The sequence below is a fragment of the Croceicoccus ponticola genome (assembly GCF_004004515.1).
Classification (GTDB): Bacteria; Pseudomonadota; Alphaproteobacteria; order Sphingomonadales; family Sphingomonadaceae; genus Croceicoccus; species Croceicoccus ponticola.
This window is the reverse complement of record NZ_RXOL01000001.1, coordinates 1,005,681-1,024,676: the sequence shown is the minus strand read 5'-3', so window position 1 is coordinate 1,024,676 and position 18,996 is coordinate 1,005,681. Positions and strand designations below refer to the sequence as shown.

The following is an 18,996-nucleotide window of genomic DNA, read 5'->3' as shown; positions in this document are numbered from 1 at the left end:
TACGTCCTTTTCAATTGCTGCCGATCGGCTGACCTTCGCACCGTACGTGCGGGGCCCCTCCGGCCTTCTGCTTTCCCCGCTGGACGGCAGGGAAGGGGCGCGCATAGCGGAACGGGCGCGAAAGGCAAGGACGAAGTGCCGCGCGTAGCGGGTCGGCGACGCTGCCACGGGTGACAAAGGCGACACGGTGTCATCTGCTATCGCCCAATCGCAAACGTGCGCGGATCCGCCGTTTTCGCGATCAGGCGACAGGATGACAGTTGGCACAAGGCGCAAAGGAAGAGGCGGGGGAAGGGGCGGGCCGACATGACGCGACGATAGCGCGCCGCCGCGATGTAGGAAAATAATGGCGGCCAGTTGCGCGAGGGTGCGCCAGCCCTGTCGCGTCAGACCGAAAAAAGCTGCTTGTCGCCTTCGCGTGCCGGGCTGTCGTCGAATGTCGGCAGCGGCTCGAACGATTGTTCGGTCAGAGCGACGTTCGACAGCCCCTGAAGCTTGAAGTGGCCGACCCGCCGTTCTTCGGGGCTGCGCCAGTTTCGCGTGGTATTCAGGGCACTTACGAACAGCGCATCGTTGCGCGTGAACAGCTGATGCGGAGCCAGAACCATCTTTTCGCCATTGTAGACCGCTTCCATCAGGAGCTTGCGCGCAATCCCCTCGATGAATTTGCGTTCGACAGGCGGTTCTGATTCGGCATTATTGTGCATTGCAGCATATTGCTCAGACCTTGGCCGGATCGCAAGCGTAAATTAGGTTTATTGGCCGATAGCGGGGCTTTTTGCCAAACCTGCGCGCGCAATCAATCCAGCGAGGCCAGCACCCTGCGCGCAAATTCGCTCAACGTATCGTCGCGCGCGCCCATGATCGCCACGCGGTCGCCAGCTTGCGCCATTTGCTTGATCCGCGTGCCGCATTCTTCGCGCGACGGGATGTGTTCGGCATGGCCGCCCGCACCTTCGATCCACGCGGCGAGTTCGGCGCTGCCCACGCTTTTGTCCGTGGTTCCACCGAAATAGACCGGATCGCACAGGATCACCCGGTCATCGGGGGCCAGTTCCTCGGCAAAGACTTGCGCCAGTTCGCGGCCCATCTGTTTCAGCGGGCCGAACCCGTGGGGCTGGAAAAAGGCGATGACCCGGCCGGGGTGCGCGCGCAAGGTGCGCAACGTGGCGCGCACCTTGTCGGGGTTGTGGCCGAAATCGTCGATCACCGTCACGCCCGATGGCGACGTGCCGACGATATCGAACCTCCGGGCCAGACCTGCGAACGAATGGAGTGCCGCGACCGCATCGCCGACCGGCACGCCCGCTGCGACCGCGCCCGCAATCGCGGCCAGGGCGTTCGACAGGTTGTGGCGGCCCGGGACATTGAGCACGAGCGGGTATTCGCCGCCGTCGTGCCGGTCGATGACGGTGGCCGCCTGCCGCACCGGACCGTCGCCGATCGATCCGGGGACGATACCGATCTGCGCCCGTTCCTGATCGATGCCGAATGTCAGCGCGCGTTGCGCATGGGGAAGCAGGGCCAGTGCCTCCGGATCGTCGGCGTTGATCGCGGCCACCCCGCCCGCGGCGAGGAAATCGCCGAACAGCCCGCGCAATTCATCCATCGATTTATGGTCGAGCGTCACGTTCAAAAGCACCGAAACGCCGGGCCGGTACAATTCGATTGAACCGTCGCTTTCGTCCACTTCGGACACGAAGACCCCGCCGCGTCCGGCCCGCGCGCTGGCAAAGGGCACATCTGGGGCGACGAAGTTCTTCATCACCGCGCCGTTCATGATCGTGGGATCGGTCCCTGCGCGGTCCATGATCCAGCCGGTCATGCCGGTGACGGTCGATTTTCCGCTGGTCCCGCCAATGGCGATGGATGTCGGTGCGGCGTTGAACAGCGCCGACAGCAGTTCGGCCCGGCTGGCGCGCAGGCAGCCCAGTTCGTTCGCCCGCGCGACTTCGGGCACGGTGTCTTCGATCGCGGCGCTGGCGACGAGCACTTGATCGGCGCTGGTGATGCCGGTGCCGTCCTGTGGGAAAAGGGTAATGCCCTGGGTTTCAAGCCATGCGAACTTTTCGGGCGTGCGGCCCTGATCGCGGCTGCGGTCCGATCCGGCGACAATTGCGCCGCGCGCACGCAGGATGCAGGCCAGCGGCAACATGCCCGATCCGCCGATGCCGCAAAAGAAGAATGCGCGGCCTTTGATCTGGGGCGATGTTGTCAGGTTCGGGTCGGAAAAGGGTGCATCGGTCATCGCAAGTGTGGCTATTGCCTCACGCCGCGCTTGGCAATCGGGGTGATGGGGGATAGCCACCTTTCATGTCCCAAAGCCCCATGCGAATTGGCATCTGCGCCCCGTCGGCCCCGTTCCCGCGCGAACTGGTCGCGCCCATGCAGGCGGTGGCGGCGGGCTTTCCCGGTGTCGAACTGTTGTTTCACGATCAGTGTTTCCTGTCTGCCGGCCATTTCGCGGGCACCGACGAACAACGGCTGAACGCCCTGCTCGACTGCGCGAACGATCCGGGCATCGACGCGGTGTGGTTTGCGCGCGGAGGATACGGATCGAACCGCATCGCCGAAGCGGCCGTGACGTTCCTGTCGAAGGAAGCAGACAACAAGGTGTTCCTGGGATCGTCCGATGGCGGATACCTGCTGGGTGCGTTGTACAAGGCAGGGATCGGGCGACCGGTCCATGCGCCCATGCCGCTGGATATCAAGCGTGAACGGGGGGAAGAGGCGATTGCCCGCGTGCTGGGTTGGCTGACGGGCGCGCCAGATACGCTCGAAGGCAATCTGGACGGCGATCCGGCGGTTGCGTTCAATCTCACTACGCTGGCCATGATGGCGGGCACGCGGCTGATGCCCGACCTTCGCGATCATGTCGTGATGGTGGAGGAGGTCAGCGAATACCTTTATGCAGTGGACCGCCTGTTCTTCCATCTGGTGCAGGTGCTGGGCCCGATGCAGATTGCGGGACTGCGGCTGGGCCGGGTGTCCGACGTCCCCGAAAACGACCGCCCGTTCGGGACAGACGCCATCGGCATAGCGCGCGAATGGTGCGCCCGGGCAACAATTCCCTTTCTCGGGCGGGCCGATATCGGGCACGATCATGCCAATCGCATCGTGCCGTTCGGCCGGATGCGCCGGTTCGAAAATAACAGAAAACCCGAGGATGCCAGACCATGACAGACCCGCTTCCCATCCGGCAGATCGCCTATTTCGTGCCCGACGTGCGCGCAGCTGCGCTGCGGCATCATCAGTTGTTCGGGTCAGGGCCTTATTATGTCGCCGCTCACATCCCCCTGTCGCGCGCGGTGCACAGGGGCGTCGAGCGCGAACTGGATCACACCAGCGCCTATGGCCAGTGGGGCTCGGTGATGATTGAATTCGTGCAACAGAACAATCCGGGCCCGTCGGCTTTTCACGACATGTACGACGAAGGTAGCGGCAAAGAAGGCATCCACCACGTCGCGCTGTTCGTGGATTCGGTGCAGGATGCGATCGACCGGTACACCGCCGCCGGTTTCGAGATCGCGCTGGACGCTGCGATGGCGGACGGGTTCCGCTTTGCCTTTGTCGATACGGTCGCGGCCTATGGCCACATGCTGGAACTGTACGAACCGGTCGAATCGCTGACCGGGTTCTATGACTTCGTGGCCAAGAAGGCGGGCCGGTTCGATGCGGACAAGCCCGACGGCGGCGTGCTTGTCGACATATCGCTGGGCTAGGCTTGCCCTGCGCGTGACGCGTGCCTAACCCGCGTCGCGCAAGTTGGAGATTGATGCATGAGAGCTTTCGTTTTTCCGGGACAGGGCAGCCAGAAGGTCGGCATGGGCGTGGATCTCGCCGCCGCCAGCGCCGCCGCCCGCGAAGTGTTCGAGGAAGTGAACGATGCGCTGGGGCAGGACCTGGCGAAGATCATGGCCGAAGGGCCGGAGGATGCGCTCACCCTCACAGAAAACGCGCAGCCCGCGATCATGGCGAACGCGATGGCCGTCGCGCGGGTGCTGGGCCGCGAATTCGGCGTTTCGCTGAATGAAAAAGGCGATTTCGTCGCCGGGCACAGCCTTGGCGAATATACCGCGCTGTGCGCCGCGCGCTCGTTCTCGGTGGCCGACACGGCAAGGCTGCTGAAACTGCGCGGACAGGCGATGCAGGCGGCGGTGCCCGTGGGCGTGGGCGCGATGTGTGCCCTGTTGGGTGCCGACATCGAAAAGGCGACGGCACTGGCCGAAGCCGCGGCGCAGGGGCAGGTCTGCACGGTCGCCAACGATAACGACCCGACACAGGTCGTGCTTTCCGGCCATGCCGAGGCGATCGAGCGGGCCATCGCGTTGGCCAAGGAATTCGACATCAAGCGCGGCGTCAAACTGCCGGTGTCCGCGCCGTTCCACTGTCCGTTGATGGAACCGGCAGCAGAAGCGATGGACGCCGCGCTGGCCGCGACGCCGCCCGGCGTGCCGATCCTGCCGGTTTTTGCCAACGTGACCGCGCAACCGGTCGCCGACCCGGCCGAAATCCACAGGCTGCTGGTCGAACAGGTAACGGGCCGCGTCCGCTGGCGCGAAAGCGCGATCGGCATGGGCGCCGCCGGTGTCACGCATTTCGTCGAACTGGGCGGCAAGGTGTTGGCCCCGATGATCAAGCGATCGTTCCCCGATGCCGTCGTGACCAGCGTCGTCACGATGGAAGACCTGGACGCGCTGGCTAAGGAGCTTTGAGGGGGAGATGACAGGCATGTTTTCGCTAGAGGGAATGACCGCGCTCGTTACCGGGGCCAGCGGCGGAATTGGTTCGGCCATCGCCCGCAGTCTTGCCGCACAGGGTGCGCGGATCGCGCTATCCGGGTCGAACGGAGCGAAATTGCGCTCTTTCCGCGAACAGCTGAACGATGAGTTCGGCGCCCGGACCGAGCAGGACCATGTGGAGATCACCTGCGACCTTTCGAACCCGACGCAGGTCGAGGAACTGATCCCCGCTGCGATCGACACGTTCGGCAAGCTCGACATTCTGGTCAACAACGCGGGCATCACCCGCGACGGGCTGATGATGCGGATGAAGGACGATGACTGGCAGCAGGTGATCGACGTCAACCTGACCGCCGCGTTCCGCCTGATGCGCGCCGCGACTCGCCCGATGATGAAGGCGCGGTTCGGGCGCATGATTTCGATAACCAGCGTCGTCGGCACTACCGGCAATCCGGGCCAGATGAACTATGCCGCGGCAAAGGCCGGGCTGACCGGGATGACCAAGAGCCTTGCGCAGGAACTGGCCAGTCGGAACATCACCGTGAACTGCGTTGCGCCCGGTTTCATCCGAACGGCGATGACCGACACGCTTCCCGACGCGCAAAAGGACGAACTGAACAGCCGCATCCCGATGGGCCGCATGGGTGAGGGCGATGACATCGGTGCGGCCGTCGCATATCTCGCGTCAAAGGAAGCAGGCTACGTCACCGGGCAGACATTGCACGTCAACGGTGGGATGGCGATGATCTGACCGAATAATATCGCGACTGAACGCACTTTCAAGAAATGACGACTTAATAGGTTTTAATACTTTGCAAGTTGGCATGCAGCGTTCAAGACCGTCCTGGGCTTTTGGGGAGCCTCGGGGGATTTTGAATTGTTTGTATTTATCGGACTTGCGATTTTGGTGTCCGGTGTCTGGATTGTCTATCGCGCGTCGTCCGCCCAATCGGCGAATGAAGGTGGACTGGTCGATCCGGACGTGGTCCGCGATTCCGCTTTCGACGACGCGGGCCCGGACGCGCAAGGCGGGTGCGTTGCGCAGGCTGGCGTCCTGTGCGTTATGGTCGGCCTTCTGATCCTTGCGCTGACGCTGGCGGCTGACTGACGCATTGCCAGCGGAGGGCGCGCGGCGGGAGCGGCTCGCGGTTCCTGCCAACGATCCGCCCCATATTGCGCCAGATCAGCCGGTCACGGTTCGCCGATGCGCACCATCACGTGTTGATAGGGCGTTCCTTTCCACATCACGTAAACGGGGTCGGCGGTATTGGTCGACAGTCCTTCGAGCATGGCCGGATCGGGCAGGATCAGCATCATGTGCGGTCCATCCTTGATCCAGTCGTTGTCGGGCGTCGGTTTGGTGGCGGCCGGGTCCTTGTTGCTGACGCCCATCGCGGTTCCTTCGCCCGCCAGCATGTAGGATACGCCGAAACCTGTGGGGGTATAGGGCTTGCCGGCCATCAGCGCGCCCATCAATGCTTCCCATTGTGCGTCGTTGCACATCGGTCCGGTCATCATCGATTGCGGATAACAGGTATAGCCGTTGGTCCCCTTGCGCAACACTTTCCCCGCCCCGTCGACGAAGGTGGCGTTAGCGGTAACCGACGGCGGCGCGGCGGTGGAGGCATTGGCGATCAGGCTTGCGTCGTCGGCAGACGCGCCGGCGATGGGGGCGGCCGGAAGCGCGACGCCGACAAAGGCTCCGAAAACGGAAACGGCGAGCTTATAGCGCATGAGACTTCCCCCTTGTTTGATTCAAAGGCTGGTTGATGCGACCGTGGCGACAATACGCCCAATTGCCTGAGCGTGTCACCTGATGCCTTGCGGTGGACGGTGTCAGGGTGGCTGGCGTGGGACTTTGCGGCCAGTTCGCGATCTCATACCCGGCTTTTATCCCCAGAATCGACCCGTTCCCCTTCCGTTCGCCTTGTCCGGGGTGACCCATCCGCTAGGAAAGTTTGACCGTATTTGATGCCCGGTCGGTCTCCTCGACGCGGTCGGGCAAAAGGGGATCTGATTGAAATGAAGGCGACGATCGAACGGGCGACCCTGCTGCACTCGCTCAGCCACGTGCAGTCGGTGGTGGAACGCCGCAACACGATCCCCATCCTGTCCAACGTCCTGATCGAGGCAAAGGCCGACGGCACCGTGCGCGTCATGGCCACCGACCTCGACCTGCAGGTCGTCGAATCGATGCCCGCCGCCTCTGTCGAAAGCGCGGGCGCGATTACCGTTTCAGCCCACCTGCTGTTCGACATCGCGCGCAAGCTGCCCGACGGGTCGCAAGTCAGCCTGGAAACGGCGGACAACCGCATGGTGGTAAAGGCGGGGCGCACGCGTTTCCAGCTGCCCACCCTGCCGCGCGACGATTTCCCCGTGATCGTCGAAGGCGACTTGCCGACCACGTTCGAACTGCCCGCATCGACGCTGGCGCAGCTGATCGATCGCACCCGGTTTGCGATCAGCACCGAAGAAACGCGTTATTACCTCAACGGCATTTTCTTCCACGTTGCCGAAGATGGCCCGGGCGGACAGCCGGTGTTGAAGGCGGCGGCGACCGATGGCCATCGGCTTGCCCGCTATACCATTCCCCGTCCCGACGGCGCCGAATCCATGCCCGACGTGATCGTGCCGCGCAAATGCGTCGCCGAACTGCGCAAGCTGCTGGAAGAAGCACTCGACAACAACGTGCAGGTCGAATTGTCGGCCAGCAAGATCCGCTTCACGCTGGGCGGAGAGGGCGGCATCGTCCTCACCAGCAAGCTGATCGACGGCACGTTCCCCGATTACAGCCGCGTTATCCCGACCGGTAACGACAAGCTGCTCAGGCTCGATCCCAAGTCGTTTTTCGCCGGCGTCGACCGCGTGGCGACGATCGCCACGGAGAAGACCCGCGCGGTCAAGATGGCGGTCGACAACGACCGCGTCACGCTGTCGGTCACATCGCCCGACAACGGCACCGCCGCCGAAGAGATCGCCGCGGCCTATGGCAGCGAGGGGATGGAGATCGGTTTCAACGCCAATTACCTGAAGGACATTCTGGCGCAGATCGAAGGCGACAATGTCGAGCTGCACCTTGCCGATTCGGGTTCGCCGACGCTGATCCGGCAGAGCCAGGAAAGCCCGGCGCTTTACGTCCTAATGCCCATGCGGGTTTAGTTCACGCCGCTTTTCCGCTCACGACGGACGAGAGCGGCGCTGGCCCGCGCGTTCCGGTGCTCGAGACCAAAAAGGTCGCTGCGCGCCGGATCACGGTCCATCACCACTCTCGCCTCGACCTGAACGAAAAATCGACATGAACTCGTGAGTAGCGAGTGTCGCTTTGCGCCCCGTTGGCTGTTCGCCTTGGTCCCGTGTTTCAGGCCCCTTCATCGTGCAGCAAGCCCGGTTCGTCCAAGTCCGCGCTCAGGCGGGTTGGCCTTCGGCGCGATCACGCGTTAGGGGGCCGCGAAACGGGAGCCTTTTTTCGATGATTGCCAAGAATGTCGCCATCCTCACTGCCGCGGTCGCCGTTGCGCTGACCGCGATCCCCGCCTCTGCGCAGAATGCTCCGGATCCGGACTTGCGCTGCGCGACGTGGGCGCTTGTCGCCAGCGCGCAGGAAAAGGACGAAGGCAAGAAGCGCGGACTGGGCTTCATGATGAGCTATTTCATGGGCCGTTACGAAGCGCGCACCGGCGGCAAGATCGAAGCTCAGATCAACCCCAAGGCGATTCCCGCGCTGCTGGGCGATGTCGAGGATGCGAACACGGTTTGCGCCCCGCTCGCCCAAGGGTTCGGCGCGCGTCTTGGCGAAACGCTCAACGGACTTCAGCCGCCCAGGCCCGCCACGGCGCCCTCCAATCCTGCGGCGGGCGAGGGGCGCTAAACGATAACGTTCGCTATCTGAGCGCCCGGATCATCGCTTCGACATCGGCGAATTTCTCACGCGGAGCGCCGGTGCGGGCGGCGGCGGCTTCGGCTTCCTCGATCTTTTTCCAGTCGCGGAAGGTCACGATGTCCAGCCCGCGTTTTTCGGCCAGTTCGTCGAACCCGGCGCGCCCCTGTTTGCTGCCCTTGCCCAGCAGGCCTGCATCGATATCGGACGCGATCTTTTCGATGATTGCGAAACCGTCCGGCTTGTTGGTGCCGATGGTGCCCGATGGCCCGCGCCGCGCCCAGCCGACGCAATAGAGGCCGTTGAGGATGCGCCCTTCGTCATTGGCGAAACGGCCCAGCCGTTCATCGAACGGAACGCCGGGGATGTTGGCGGTCTGATAGCCGATGCAACTGACCACTATTCCGCACGGGATGGTATAGATGTCGCCGGTGCCGATGGCGCGACCCGCCCTGACTTCGGTTCGTTCGACCTCGATACCGGTAACCTTGCCGTCTTCTCCCACGATCGATTTCGGACTGGCATAGAAATCGAACGCGACCTCGATCGGCTTGTCGCCGTGAATGTGTTCGGGGATCGCGGCAAAGCTGCGCAAGTGGTTGACCGATTTGCGCAGGCCCGGTTCGAGCATCGCGTCGTCGCCTTCGTCCGGCAGGTCCGATGCGTCGACGCGAGGGCTCGCGCGTTCAAGCTTCGCCAATTCGCCCAGTTCCTTGGGCGTCATCATGATCTGGTGCGGCCCGCGCCGGCCCAGCAGGACGATCTGTTTCAGTTTCGACTGTTTCAGGATGTCGAGCGCATGGGCGGCGATGTCGGACCCTTCGAACTCCGCCTCGGTCTTGGACAGGATGCGCGCGACGTCGAGCGCGACGTTGCCCATGCCGATCACCACCGCGGTGTCCGACGACAGGTCTGGGTCGAGGTTGCGGAACTGCGGATGCGAATTGTACCAGCCCACGAACGCGGCGCTGCCGTAGACGCCTTTCAGCTCTTCGCCGGGTATGCCCAGCTTGCGATCGTGCGGCGCGCCCGTGGCGACGACAACGGCATCGTAAAGCTCGCGCAATTCATCGACCGAAATGTCGCTGCCGATGGTGATGTTGCCGACGAACCGCACGTTTTGGGTCAGCGCAGTCTTTTCATAGCGGCCCGAAACCGCCTTGATCGTCTGGTGGTCGGGCGCGACGCCGGTGCGGATCAGGCCATAGGGCACGGGCAGGCGGTCGAACACGTCGACATGCACGTCGTCGCCCCAATGCTTCAGCGCCGCTTCGGCCGTGTAATATCCCGCCGGGCCCGAACCGATAACTGCGATGTGCCGCAAGATTGAATCCCTTTCAAATCATCCCGGACCAGAGGCTATCGCCTGCGCAGGAAAAGGGAAGAGCCAGTGTGTCAGGCGTTCTGCATTGCGATCTTCTGCCCGAAGAAATCGACCAGTTGCGGGCCGATCCGTTCAGGCGTGGCCAGCGGCAGCAAATGGCTGCCGGAGCGAAGTTCGATCGTCTCGGCCTGTGGGATCAAGCAGGCTAGCGCGCGTTGGTGCGCAATCGGGACGATCGCGTCCTCCGCCATGCCCGCCAGCAGCACCGGCATCCGCAGGAACGGCAACATCGGCGCCGCGCTCCACCCGGCGAGCGCACCGACCTGGCAGCCGACACCCTGCGGCGTGGGCGATTTGAAACGCCGCAACAGCCCGGCATTCGCCCCGCCTTCGTTCAAAAGGTCCATGAAATTGTCGGTCAGCTTGGCCGGGTGGCCATATTCGGTCGGATCGAGCAATCGGCGCAGCACTTCGGGGTTTGCGGCGGGCAGAGGCAAGCCGGAGGTTGTCGCCACCAGCGCCAGTCGGGCAACCTTGCGTGACGCGGTGACCGCGAGCTGCTGCGCGACCGCGCCGCCCCACGAAAAGCCGAGAATGTCGAACGCCCGACCAGGCACCTCCCGCTCCATCAAGCTTTCCATCGCGCGAGCAACCCGCTTGATGGTGTAAGGCAGGACGGGATCCGGCGAATTGCCGCAACCGGGCATGTCGGGGCACACTATATGCCGACCCGGGAACTGGCGCGCCAGCGGTTCCATCAGTTCGGCGTTGAAACCGATGCCGTTGAGCATGAGCAGCGGCACGGCGTCGTGCGGTGCGCCGACGCCATTGCGGCCGATTCTGAGGGTCAGACCCTCGACGGTTAGCTTGCTGTAAGTGAACGACATCAATCATCGCCGCTAGCAGGTTCACAAACGGCTTCACAGTAGAAAGCGCAGGCTCGGGGAACCGCTTGGGGAGAGGCTTGGGAATCGGCCTGAGGATCGGCTGGGGGAACGGTGCGAAAAGCGGTGTTCGGAGACCATTGTCAGAACCTTGCTGACATATTTTTCCGCAGTCGCTAATGGCGCGGGTTATGACCGAACTCGCCAATATCCGTAATTTTTCCATCATCGCCCATATCGACCACGGCAAGTCGACGCTTGCCGACCGGCTGATCCAGTTCACCGGGGGGCTGACCGCGCGGGAAATGAGCGCGCAAGTCCTTGATAACATGGATATCGAGAAAGAGCGCGGCATCACGATCAAGGCGCAGACCGTGCGCCTGAACTATACCGCGCATGACGGTCAGACGTACGAACTGAACCTCATGGACACCCCCGGCCACGTCGACTTCGCGTACGAAGTCAGCCGCAGCCTTGCCGCTTGCGAAGGCGCGCTGCTGGTGGTCGACGCGGCGCAAGGGGTGGAGGCGCAGACGCTCGCCAACGTCTATCAGTCCATCGAACACGACCATGAAATCGTGCCCGTGATCAACAAGATCGACCTTCCCGCCGCGGAGCCGGAGAAGGTGAAGAAGGAAATCGAGGACATCATCGGCATCGACGCGTCCGAAGCCGTGCTGGCATCGGCCAAATCGGGCATCGGGATCGAGGATATCCTTGAACAGATCGTCAAGAAGATCCCCCCGCCGGGCGGCGACCGCGATGCGCCGTTGCGGGCGATGCTGGTCGATTCGTGGTACGACCCTTACCTCGGCGTCGTCATCCTCGTCCGCGTGATCGACGGGGTCATTAACAAGGGGCTTAACGTCCGTTTCATGCAGGGCGGCACGCAGCACCTGATCGACCGGGTCGGCTGTTTCACGCCCAAGCGCGTCGAACTGCCCGAATTGGGCCCCGGCGAAATCGGGTTCATCACCGCCCAGATCAAGGAAGTCGAACAGGCCAAGGTCGGCGACACCATCACCACGGTGCGCGGCGGTTCCGAAAATCCGCTGCCGGGGTACAAGGAAGTCCAGCCGGTCGTGTTCTGCGGGCTGTTCCCGGTGGACGCCGCCGATTTCGAAAAGCTGCGCGAATCGATCGGCAAGCTGCGGCTTAACGACGCCAGCTTTTCGTTCGAGATGGAAACCAGCGCCGCGCTGGGCTTTGGCTTTCGCTGCGGTTTCCTCGGCCTGCTGCACCTTGAAATTATTCAGGAACGGCTGACCCGCGAATACGATCTCGACCTGATCACCACGGCTCCGTCGGTCGTCTATCGCATTCAGTTGCGCGCATCGCGAACCGATGGCGAGCAACAGATCATGTTGCACAACCCGGCCGATTATCCCGATCCCAGCCGGATCGAGACGATCGAGGAACCGTGGATCAAGGCGACGATCTACACCCCCGATGAATATCTCGGCTCGATCCTCAAATTGTGTCAGGACCGGCGCGGCATTCAAAAGGACCTGACTTATGTCGGTGGCCGCGCGCAAGTGACGTACGAGCTGCCGTTGAACGAAGTGGTGTTCGATTTCTACGACCGGCTGAAATCGATCAGCCGCGGTTACGCCAGCTTCGATTACGAACAGATCGGCCTGCGCGAAGGCGATCTTGTGAAGATGAGCATCCTCGTCAACAACGAGCCGGTCGACGCCCTTTCGATGATCGTCCACCGCGCCGTCGCCGAAGAACGCGGCCGGGGCATGTGCGAACGGCTTAAGGACCTGATCCCGCGCCACTTGTTCAAGATCCCGATCCAGGCCGCGATCGGCGGCAAGGTCGTCGCCCGCGAAACGATCAACGCGATGCGCAAGGACGTGACCGCCAAATGTTATGGCGGCGACATTTCGCGCAAGAAGAAGCTTCTGGACAAGCAGAAGAAGGGCAAGGCGAAAATGCGCGAGTACGGCAACGTCTCGATCCCGCAGGAAGCATTCATCGCCGCGCTGCGCATGGGAGAAGAGTGACGCCAAGCCGAAAAACCGGTCGCTCGGGCATTTAGGGGCGAGCGGGCTTGCGGGATGCGCGGGGTCTGTAGGGCATAAAATCGCGCCGGTGGTGGCCATGCGCTGCGATATGGCAATTTGATCCCGATCATTTCGGCGGATGGGTGCCCGGTGCTATCCTGCGGGCGGTCGCATCGTGACAGGAAAGGCCGTTCGTCATGGTTTGCAACGAAGGAAAACTGGACCGCAGTTTGCGCGTCGTCGTCGGGCTGGTGCTCATCGCACTGGTCTTCGTGGGGCCGCAGACCGCATGGGGCTGGGTTGGGGTCGTACCCTTGTTGACCGGGCTTTTCGGGTTCTGCCCGTTTTACAAGCTTGTCGGCATCGACACCTGCAAGCAGGCATAATCGCCTAAACTTCAGGACCCGGACTTTCCGGCCGCGTCCAGATCCACGTTCCGCCGATCAGCGCGGCGGCAAGCGTTATCAGGGGTGCGGGCATCGGCGCGAAGATCACCGCTGCCGCGCTGCTAACGGCAAAGGCGGCCAGCGCCGCGCCTTTGCCCCGGCGGCTGATCGCGCCATGTTCGCGCCATGCCCGGATATGCGGGCCGAACTGCGCGTGATCGAGGAGATATGCCTCCAGCCGGGGGCTGGACCGCGCAAAGCAGAACGCGGCGAGGATAACGAAGGGCACCGTCGGTAACAACGGCAGGACAACGCCCACCCCGCCAAGCGCCAGCGACGATAACCCGCCTGCAAGGTAGAAGTGCCTCAGCATATCGGCGCCGCGACGCAGCCGGGGGCAGGGGTCACGGTTATTGCGCGTTGGCCGCAGGTTGCGGATTGGCCTGACCACGATTGTCGGGCGCGCCCGGAACGGGCACTGGCGGCACGTCGATTGCGGGCATTGTGCCCGCTCCGGCCGCGCCGGGTGGCGCGGTCGGCGCATTCACCGCTTCACCGGTCTGTTCGTCCAGCGGCAGTTGGGGAATGCCTTCGGGCAAGTCGATCAGCATTTCGTCGAACGGAATATTACCGATTTCGATGGTCGTCATGTCGGCTTCGCCGGGGGCCGCGGTGCGCCTGACCGTCGGGCGCTTGACGGTCTTGGCATTGATCGGAAGCGTCAGCGGCTCAAGCTTCACCCCGCTCATGAACTGACGCCAGATCTGCGCCGGGTTGCCGCCCCCGTGGTTGCCGGGGATCGGCCCATTGTCGTCACGCCCGACCCATACTGCGGTGACCATATTGCCCGCGAAACCGACGAACAGGCCGTCGCGCCCTTCTTGCGAGGTGCCGGTCTTGCCGAATGTGGGTTGCCCGTCGATCACCGCGGCGCGGCCCGTGCCGTTGTTGGCGGCGGCGAACAGCAATTGCAGCATCGGCGCCCATTCGCGGCGCGCATCCAGACTGCGCCAAGGCGCTTCGCCCGCGTCCGCGATGCCATAGGGCTTCACCGGGTATTTCCCACTGGCAAAGGCGGCATAGGCCCCGGCCAGTTCCTGCAACGTCAGGTTCGCGGTGCCCAGCGCCATGCTGGGGGTTTCGGGGATTTCGGACGCGACGCCCAGATCGCGGGCGGCGTCGATTACCTCATCCGGGCCGACCATCTGGGCAAGCCGGATCGCGACCGTGTTGGAACTGATGGCAAAGGCGCGCGACAGCGGCATCGGGCCGTAAAAGCCCTTGTACGCGTTGGTCGGTTTCCATTCGCCGATCTCTATCGGGCTGTCGCCGACCATGGTCGTGGGCGTCATCCCGCTGCGGATCGCGGCAAAGTAATCGAACAGCTTGAACGTCGATCCCGGTTGGCGCTTGGCGGTCATGGCGCGGTTGAAAGCCTTCGGCGTCCATTCCCTGCCGCCGACCATCGCCGCGATCGCGCCATCGGGGCGCAGTGCGATCAGCGCGACTTCCGCGCCGCCCAGCCGGGCATTGCGCACGACGCGTTCGGCGCGCGCCTGCGCGTCGGGTTCGAGAGTGGTTTGCACGGTGCCGGTGAAATCGTCGTCCATGTCCTGCATCAGCCAGTCGACGAACCAGCTTCCGGTCGGGCCTTCTTCTTCCTCCGCGCCCAGCGTCACCTTGGGATCGTCGACGTCCTTGGCCTCTTCGTCGGTGATGAACCCGGCATAAGTCATCGCGCCCAGCACGACGCGCATGCGTTCGGTCGATGCTTCGTAATCGACGGTGGGCGAAAGGTTGGACGGCGCCTTTACCATGCCGGCCAGCATCGCTGCCTGTCCCAGCGTCAGTTCGGCGGGCGTGCGATCGAAATAGTAATGCGCCGCGGCGGTCAGGCCATATTGCCCTTCGCCGAAATAGCAGAGCTCAAGATAGCGCGAGAGGATCTCGTTCTTGCTCATCCACAATTCGGCCCAGTCGGCCAGCAGCAGTTCCTTGCCCTTGCGGACGAACGTGCGATCTTGCGTGAGGAAGGCGTTCTTCACGTATTGCTGGGTGATCGTCGAGCCGCCCTCGACCACGCCGCCGGCCTGGAAATTGGCCACGGTCGCACGGGCTAGGCCGCGAAAATCGACGCCGCCATGTTCGTAGAAGCGCCGATCCTCGATCGCGAGGAAAGCCTGGCGCACGTGATCGGGCAACTGTTCGGCATCGACCGGTGTTGCCGTCTTCGGCCCGCGATGGGCGATCAGCGATCCGTCCGCACCCAAGAAATCGATACCCTGCGACGGTGGCGGTCCGCCCAGCTTCCACGGCGGAGCGGCCCATGTTTCCCAAGCGACCAGAACGATCAATCCCGCGAGCAGAACCTTGAACCACCATGGCCACGCGCGAACGACGCCGGCCCCGGTGGTCAATGCACCGCCCAATCGGGTCCGCTCACCCGCTTTTCCGAACAGGCGTTTGCGCACCGGCGGGGTGGTGTTGGTCAGATCCTGAGTCGTCATCCTGCCGCCGCGATAGATGGTTTGTCGCCACAACGCACGAAATCCCGGAACGGCCCCCGCGACCGGTGCTGGCGATGGATAAAATAAAGCCGGCGCTGCAAATTTTTGAAATGCTCGGGCACGATGGTCTGACTGCGTCAAGCACGCGCCGATCATGGCTAATTATTGCGCAAGGAATGCCTTGGGTGCGGCGCTTTTCGGCCATCGCGATCCTGTCATGAAGTTTTTGGCAGAAAGGATAAAATCGCACTAAACCAATGGATTGATACCATCATGAGGGCAAAACGGCTTTCTTGATAAAACTGGATAATTATTACTTACGAAGATAATGCCCGGTACATGAAAACTATTCATAAACCTGTAAAGATGGCGAAATGCACGCCAATTGAGTGCGAATAACGGCGCTTTAGGGTAATATTCAGCATCCGGTTTAACCGATGCTTAGCCCGGCGCTGGCTACCCCGGATTTCAGGCAATGCATGCGGATCATCTTGATGCGGATGCGGCCTGTCGGAGTTGCATGGCAATGGTATCGATGACCAAAGCACGGCATAGTCTCGGTCTCGTCGGCCTTTCCCCGATCGAATGCGCGAAAATCGCGATGTTCATCGAGACGGAGGCCGAAGCCGCCGGTTGCCCCTGGCTGGTGCTCCATTCCGATTCCTGCGACGCGCTGATCGTGCCCTCGGACGTGGAATTCACCGCCGATCCCTATCAGGTGCTGATCCGCCTCGTGCGTTATAACGGCGCGCCGACCGGCGGGCTGGCGATCACCGCCCCAGTCAATGCGCCAGACCTCATCGACATCCTGTCGCAGGCGCAGGAACAGCTGGGCAAGCGGCAGGTGCCAGCCCAGGCCGGGCCCAGCCTGCGCGTGAAGATGGAGGACATGGAAACCGTCCCCGCCAACGACCATTACGATGCGCGGTCGTATTTCGGCGCGCAGGCATCGCATATGACGAACGGTTCGGCGGCGTTGAAGGCGGATCCCTATGCCTATGCCAGCCATGAAGAACACTTGTCGTCGCAGCCCAGCGCCATGGCGACCCCGGCGCCGCAGCCGGCATTTCAGCCCTTTCCCGGTTCGCAGGCGAGCCATTCCCCCCAACCTGCGCATAACCCTGCAACCCATGCCGGGCACGATGCGCATGGCGAATTTTGCGCCGCATGGGACCAGATCGCGGTGGCGCTTTATTCCATCGTGCAGAATTCCGCGCCCGCGGTGGCGGAAATCCGGATCGAGAATCTGGATATGATCCGCATCGATTTCCGGTTCCGCGCCTATAACTCGCGCATCCCGCTCGAACACGTGTCGGCCAACGGCAGCCGCATCGCGATCCGTTCGACGCTGGTCGAAGCGTTCCGTCCGCCCATCGTCAATCTGCCGGGTGAATCGCTGGACAAGCTGTTCTGGTTCATCGGCAGTCAGGCGTTTCACGGGATGGGCGCGCCGTGGATGAAGCCGGAAGATCGTTATCGCCTGCGCCGCTGGCCCAATTTCACCGAGCTGAACCACGCGGTCGCCGACATGCGCGCCGCCGCGGCGATCGGTAACTGCTTCCTCAACGCGGCGGAACTTTCGGCCGCCGCCGGTATCACGCCAGAGGCCGCGACCCGCACGCTCAACGCCTATTCGCTCATGGGTCTGCTGGAAATCCAGACCGACCGGACGGCTGCACCCGTCGTGTTCGCTCCGCCGCCGGAACGGGCGTCGGGCGGGCTGTTTTCCAAACTTCGCTCGAAACTGGGGCTCTGAGACCATGACCGAACACGTCATTCTTTTTGCAGGGCCCATGGGCGCGGGCAAGACCACGGCCATCGAAAGCCTTTCCGAGATCGAGACGATCCGGACCGAGGCGATCAACACCGATCGCGAAACCGCAGACAAGGATACGACAACCGTCGCGCTCGACTATGGTGAGATCACGGTGGGGGACGAGGACAAGGTGCGCCTTTATGGCTTGCCCGGTCAGCGGCGCTTCGATTTCATGTGGACCATTTTGAACGAACGCGCCGTCGGGCTTGTCCTCTTGGTCAACAACGATGCGGCGGACCCGATCAAGGACCTGGACGAATTCCTCGAGGAATTCGGCGAACTGCACGAAAAGGGCGGCATCGTCGTGTGCGTCACCCGCACCGATGTCGCGCCGATTCCGCGCATCGACAAGTACGCCGAACGCGTTCGCGAATTGATGCCGGGCCGCATGATCCCCGTGTTCACCGCCGATGCCCGCAATTCCGATCAGATGCGCACCTGCCTGATGAGCCTGATCGCCAATATCGAAATGACGGCGATGATCGCCGCAAGCGAGGAGCGCGCGGCATGAACGACCTCGCCAATCTGCCCCATGTGCAATTTTCCGGTCAGCAGGCGTCCAGCCCGCAACCGTTGAGCCCCCACAAGGACCCGCACGTCATCGCCTGCGCGAACGAGGTGCTGAGCGGCTTTGCCGACCTGTGCCGGTCGCTGCACCATGCCACGATACTGACCGACGACGGTTTCGAGGTGGCGAGCCTGGCCGACGATGTGCGGCAGAACGGCCGGGTCGCTTCGATGGCAAGTTCGATGCAAGCGCTGGGCGATGCGGTGGCCAAGGATCTGCGGATCGGCGCGACCGAATACATCATCATCGCGGCGACGACAGGTTACGTGATCCAAATGCGCGTGCCCGATAATTCGATGGTGCTCGCGGCGCATTTCGACGCGGCCGAAACGGTGGGCAAGGCCCTGTCCGTCGCACGCCTGGTCGCGACGAACATGCGGACCCTGATCAGCAGCGAAGCAGCTTAAGAATCCCTGGAGTTGGCGGGAAAGTGACCGACATTTTGTTTCAACGGCTGATCGAAAGGAAAATACAATGGCAAGCATCAATGAAACTCTGAGCGAACTGATGACCATCGACGGCGCGAAGGCCGCTGCGATCGTGGACTCCGATTCCGGCATGGTTCTTGGGAAGGAAGGCAGCGGGATCGATCTCGACGTCGCTGGCGCCGGCAACACTGAAGTCGTCCGCGCCAAGCTGAAGACGATGAAGGCGCTGGGCCTGACCAAGGACACCATCGACGACATCCTGATCACCCTGTCGTCGCAGTACCACATCATCCGCCCGATGGCGCAGCGCCCCGCCGTGTTCATCTATCTCGTGCTCGACAAGAGCAAATCGAACCTCGCGCTTGCCCGCATCAAGACGGCGCAGAGCGAAAGCGTGCTGGCGCTCTGATCCGCGCTTAGCGTTCATTCGCGCATATAGTGGCGGTCGCATTTGA

Annotated in this window: 20 protein-coding genes; 13 read left to right on the top strand and 7 right to left on the bottom strand. The window is 62.9% G+C overall.

Annotated features, from left to right (window positions below; translation table 11 throughout):
* Window positions 1-386 precede the first annotated feature (386 nt).
* Window positions 387-707, bottom strand: a complete 321-nt coding sequence (locus tag EKN06_RS04870; protein ID WP_127611691.1) for a hypothetical protein — start codon at window positions 705-707, stop codon at window positions 387-389.
* Between the two features lie 92 nt (window positions 708-799).
* Window positions 800-2,248, bottom strand: coding sequence for a glutamate ligase domain-containing protein (locus EKN06_RS04865; RefSeq protein WP_127611690.1), 1,449 nt, complete (start codon window positions 2,246-2,248; stop codon window positions 800-802).
* Between the two features lie 65 nt (window positions 2,249-2,313).
* Between EKN06_RS04865 and EKN06_RS04860 the strand changes: the two genes are divergently transcribed.
* From EKN06_RS04860 to EKN06_RS04840, 5 genes are all read left to right on the top strand, one after another.
* Window positions 2,314-3,180 (top strand): LD-carboxypeptidase, encoded by an 867-nt coding sequence (locus EKN06_RS04860; protein WP_240654601.1) that lies wholly within the window; start codon window positions 2,314-2,316, stop codon window positions 3,178-3,180.
* The gene (locus EKN06_RS04855) at window positions 3,177-3,722 is read left to right on the top strand and encodes a VOC family protein (protein WP_127611689.1); all 546 of its coding nucleotides are present in this window, start codon (window positions 3,177-3,179) and stop codon (window positions 3,720-3,722) included. The genes EKN06_RS04860 and EKN06_RS04855 overlap by 4 nt, the downstream gene beginning before the upstream one ends.
* A 57-nt stretch (window positions 3,723-3,779) precedes the next feature.
* Entirely contained in the window at window positions 3,780-4,715 is a 936-nt protein-coding gene (gene fabD / locus EKN06_RS04850; protein ID WP_127611688.1) for an ACP S-malonyltransferase, read from the top strand.
* Between the two features lie 16 nt (window positions 4,716-4,731).
* Window positions 4,732-5,493: a 3-oxoacyl-[acyl-carrier-protein] reductase gene (gene fabG, locus EKN06_RS04845; protein ID WP_127612001.1), complete on the top strand. Its 762-nt coding sequence runs from the start codon at window positions 4,732-4,734 to the stop codon at window positions 5,491-5,493.
* Window positions 5,494-5,649: 156 nt separating this feature from the next.
* Window positions 5,650-5,850 carry a hypothetical protein gene (locus EKN06_RS04840; RefSeq protein ID WP_127611687.1) on the top strand — a complete coding sequence of 67 codons (201 nt, stop codon included), beginning with the start codon at window positions 5,650-5,652 and terminating at the stop codon, window positions 5,848-5,850.
* Between the two features lie 83 nt (window positions 5,851-5,933).
* Here EKN06_RS04840 and EKN06_RS04835 read toward each other — a convergent pair whose 3' ends face one another.
* Window positions 5,934-6,476 carry a hypothetical protein gene (locus EKN06_RS04835; RefSeq protein ID WP_127611686.1) on the bottom strand — a complete coding sequence of 181 codons (543 nt, stop codon included), beginning with the start codon at window positions 6,474-6,476 and terminating at the stop codon, window positions 5,934-5,936.
* Window positions 6,477-6,764: 288 nt separating this feature from the next.
* On the opposite strand from EKN06_RS04835, the gene dnaN reads away from it, so the two are divergent.
* Complete coding sequence (dnaN, locus tag EKN06_RS04830) at window positions 6,765-7,901, top strand: DNA polymerase III subunit beta (protein WP_127611685.1); 1,137 nt, start codon at window positions 6,765-6,767, stop codon at window positions 7,899-7,901.
* Between the two features lie 310 nt (window positions 7,902-8,211).
* Entirely contained in the window at window positions 8,212-8,610 is a 399-nt protein-coding gene (locus tag EKN06_RS04825; RefSeq protein WP_127611684.1) for a hypothetical protein, read from the top strand.
* A 13-nt stretch (window positions 8,611-8,623) separates the two neighbouring features.
* Here the strand turns inward: EKN06_RS04825 and EKN06_RS04820 are convergent, their stop codons facing one another.
* Together EKN06_RS04820 and EKN06_RS04815 are read right to left on the bottom strand one after the other, a co-directional pair.
* Window positions 8,624-9,943, bottom strand: coding sequence for an FAD-dependent oxidoreductase (locus EKN06_RS04820; protein ID WP_127611683.1), 1,320 nt, complete (start codon window positions 9,941-9,943; stop codon window positions 8,624-8,626).
* A gap of 71 nt (window positions 9,944-10,014) precedes the next feature.
* Window positions 10,015-10,830 carry an alpha/beta fold hydrolase gene (locus EKN06_RS04815; protein ID WP_127611682.1) on the bottom strand — a complete coding sequence of 272 codons (816 nt, stop codon included), beginning with the start codon at window positions 10,828-10,830 and terminating at the stop codon, window positions 10,015-10,017.
* 188 nt (window positions 10,831-11,018) lie between these two features.
* Between EKN06_RS04815 and lepA the strand changes: the two genes are divergently transcribed.
* Window positions 11,019-12,836, top strand: coding sequence for a translation elongation factor 4 (gene lepA / locus EKN06_RS04810; RefSeq protein WP_127611681.1), 1,818 nt, complete (start codon window positions 11,019-11,021; stop codon window positions 12,834-12,836).
* Between the two features lie 197 nt (window positions 12,837-13,033).
* Window positions 13,034-13,222, top strand: a complete 189-nt coding sequence (locus EKN06_RS04805) for a YgaP family membrane protein (RefSeq protein WP_127611680.1) — start codon at window positions 13,034-13,036, stop codon at window positions 13,220-13,222.
* 4 nt (window positions 13,223-13,226) lie between these two features.
* Here EKN06_RS04805 and EKN06_RS04800 read toward each other — a convergent pair whose 3' ends face one another.
* Both EKN06_RS04800 and EKN06_RS04795 read right to left on the bottom strand, forming a co-directional pair.
* Entirely contained in the window at window positions 13,227-13,595 is a 369-nt protein-coding gene (locus EKN06_RS04800; RefSeq protein ID WP_127611679.1) for a YbaN family protein, read from the bottom strand.
* A gap of 37 nt (window positions 13,596-13,632) precedes the next feature.
* Entirely contained in the window at window positions 13,633-15,729 is a 2,097-nt protein-coding gene (locus EKN06_RS04795; protein ID WP_164843930.1) for a transglycosylase domain-containing protein, read from the bottom strand.
* A 535-nt stretch (window positions 15,730-16,264) separates the two neighbouring features.
* Here EKN06_RS04795 and EKN06_RS04790 point away from each other — a divergent pair.
* The 4 genes from EKN06_RS04790 to EKN06_RS04775 all read left to right on the top strand — a co-directional run bounded on the left by EKN06_RS04790 (window position 16,265) and on the right by EKN06_RS04775 (window position 18,950).
* Window positions 16,265-17,485 (top strand): hypothetical protein, encoded by a 1,221-nt coding sequence (locus EKN06_RS04790; RefSeq protein ID WP_127611677.1) that lies wholly within the window; start codon window positions 16,265-16,267, stop codon window positions 17,483-17,485.
* 4 nt (window positions 17,486-17,489) lie between these two features.
* A complete protein-coding gene (locus tag EKN06_RS04785; protein WP_127611676.1) occupies window positions 17,490-18,056 on the top strand; it encodes a GTP-binding protein in 567 nt (188 codons plus the stop codon).
* Complete coding sequence (locus tag EKN06_RS04780; RefSeq protein ID WP_205693806.1) at window positions 18,053-18,520, top strand: roadblock/LC7 domain-containing protein; 468 nt, start codon at window positions 18,053-18,055, stop codon at window positions 18,518-18,520. The genes EKN06_RS04785 and EKN06_RS04780 overlap by 4 nt, the downstream gene beginning before the upstream one ends.
* Before the next feature lie 67 nt (window positions 18,521-18,587).
* The gene (locus tag EKN06_RS04775) at window positions 18,588-18,950 is read left to right on the top strand and encodes a hypothetical protein (protein ID WP_127611675.1); all 363 of its coding nucleotides are present in this window, start codon (window positions 18,588-18,590) and stop codon (window positions 18,948-18,950) included.
* The last annotated feature ends 46 nt before the right edge of the window (window positions 18,951-18,996 follow it).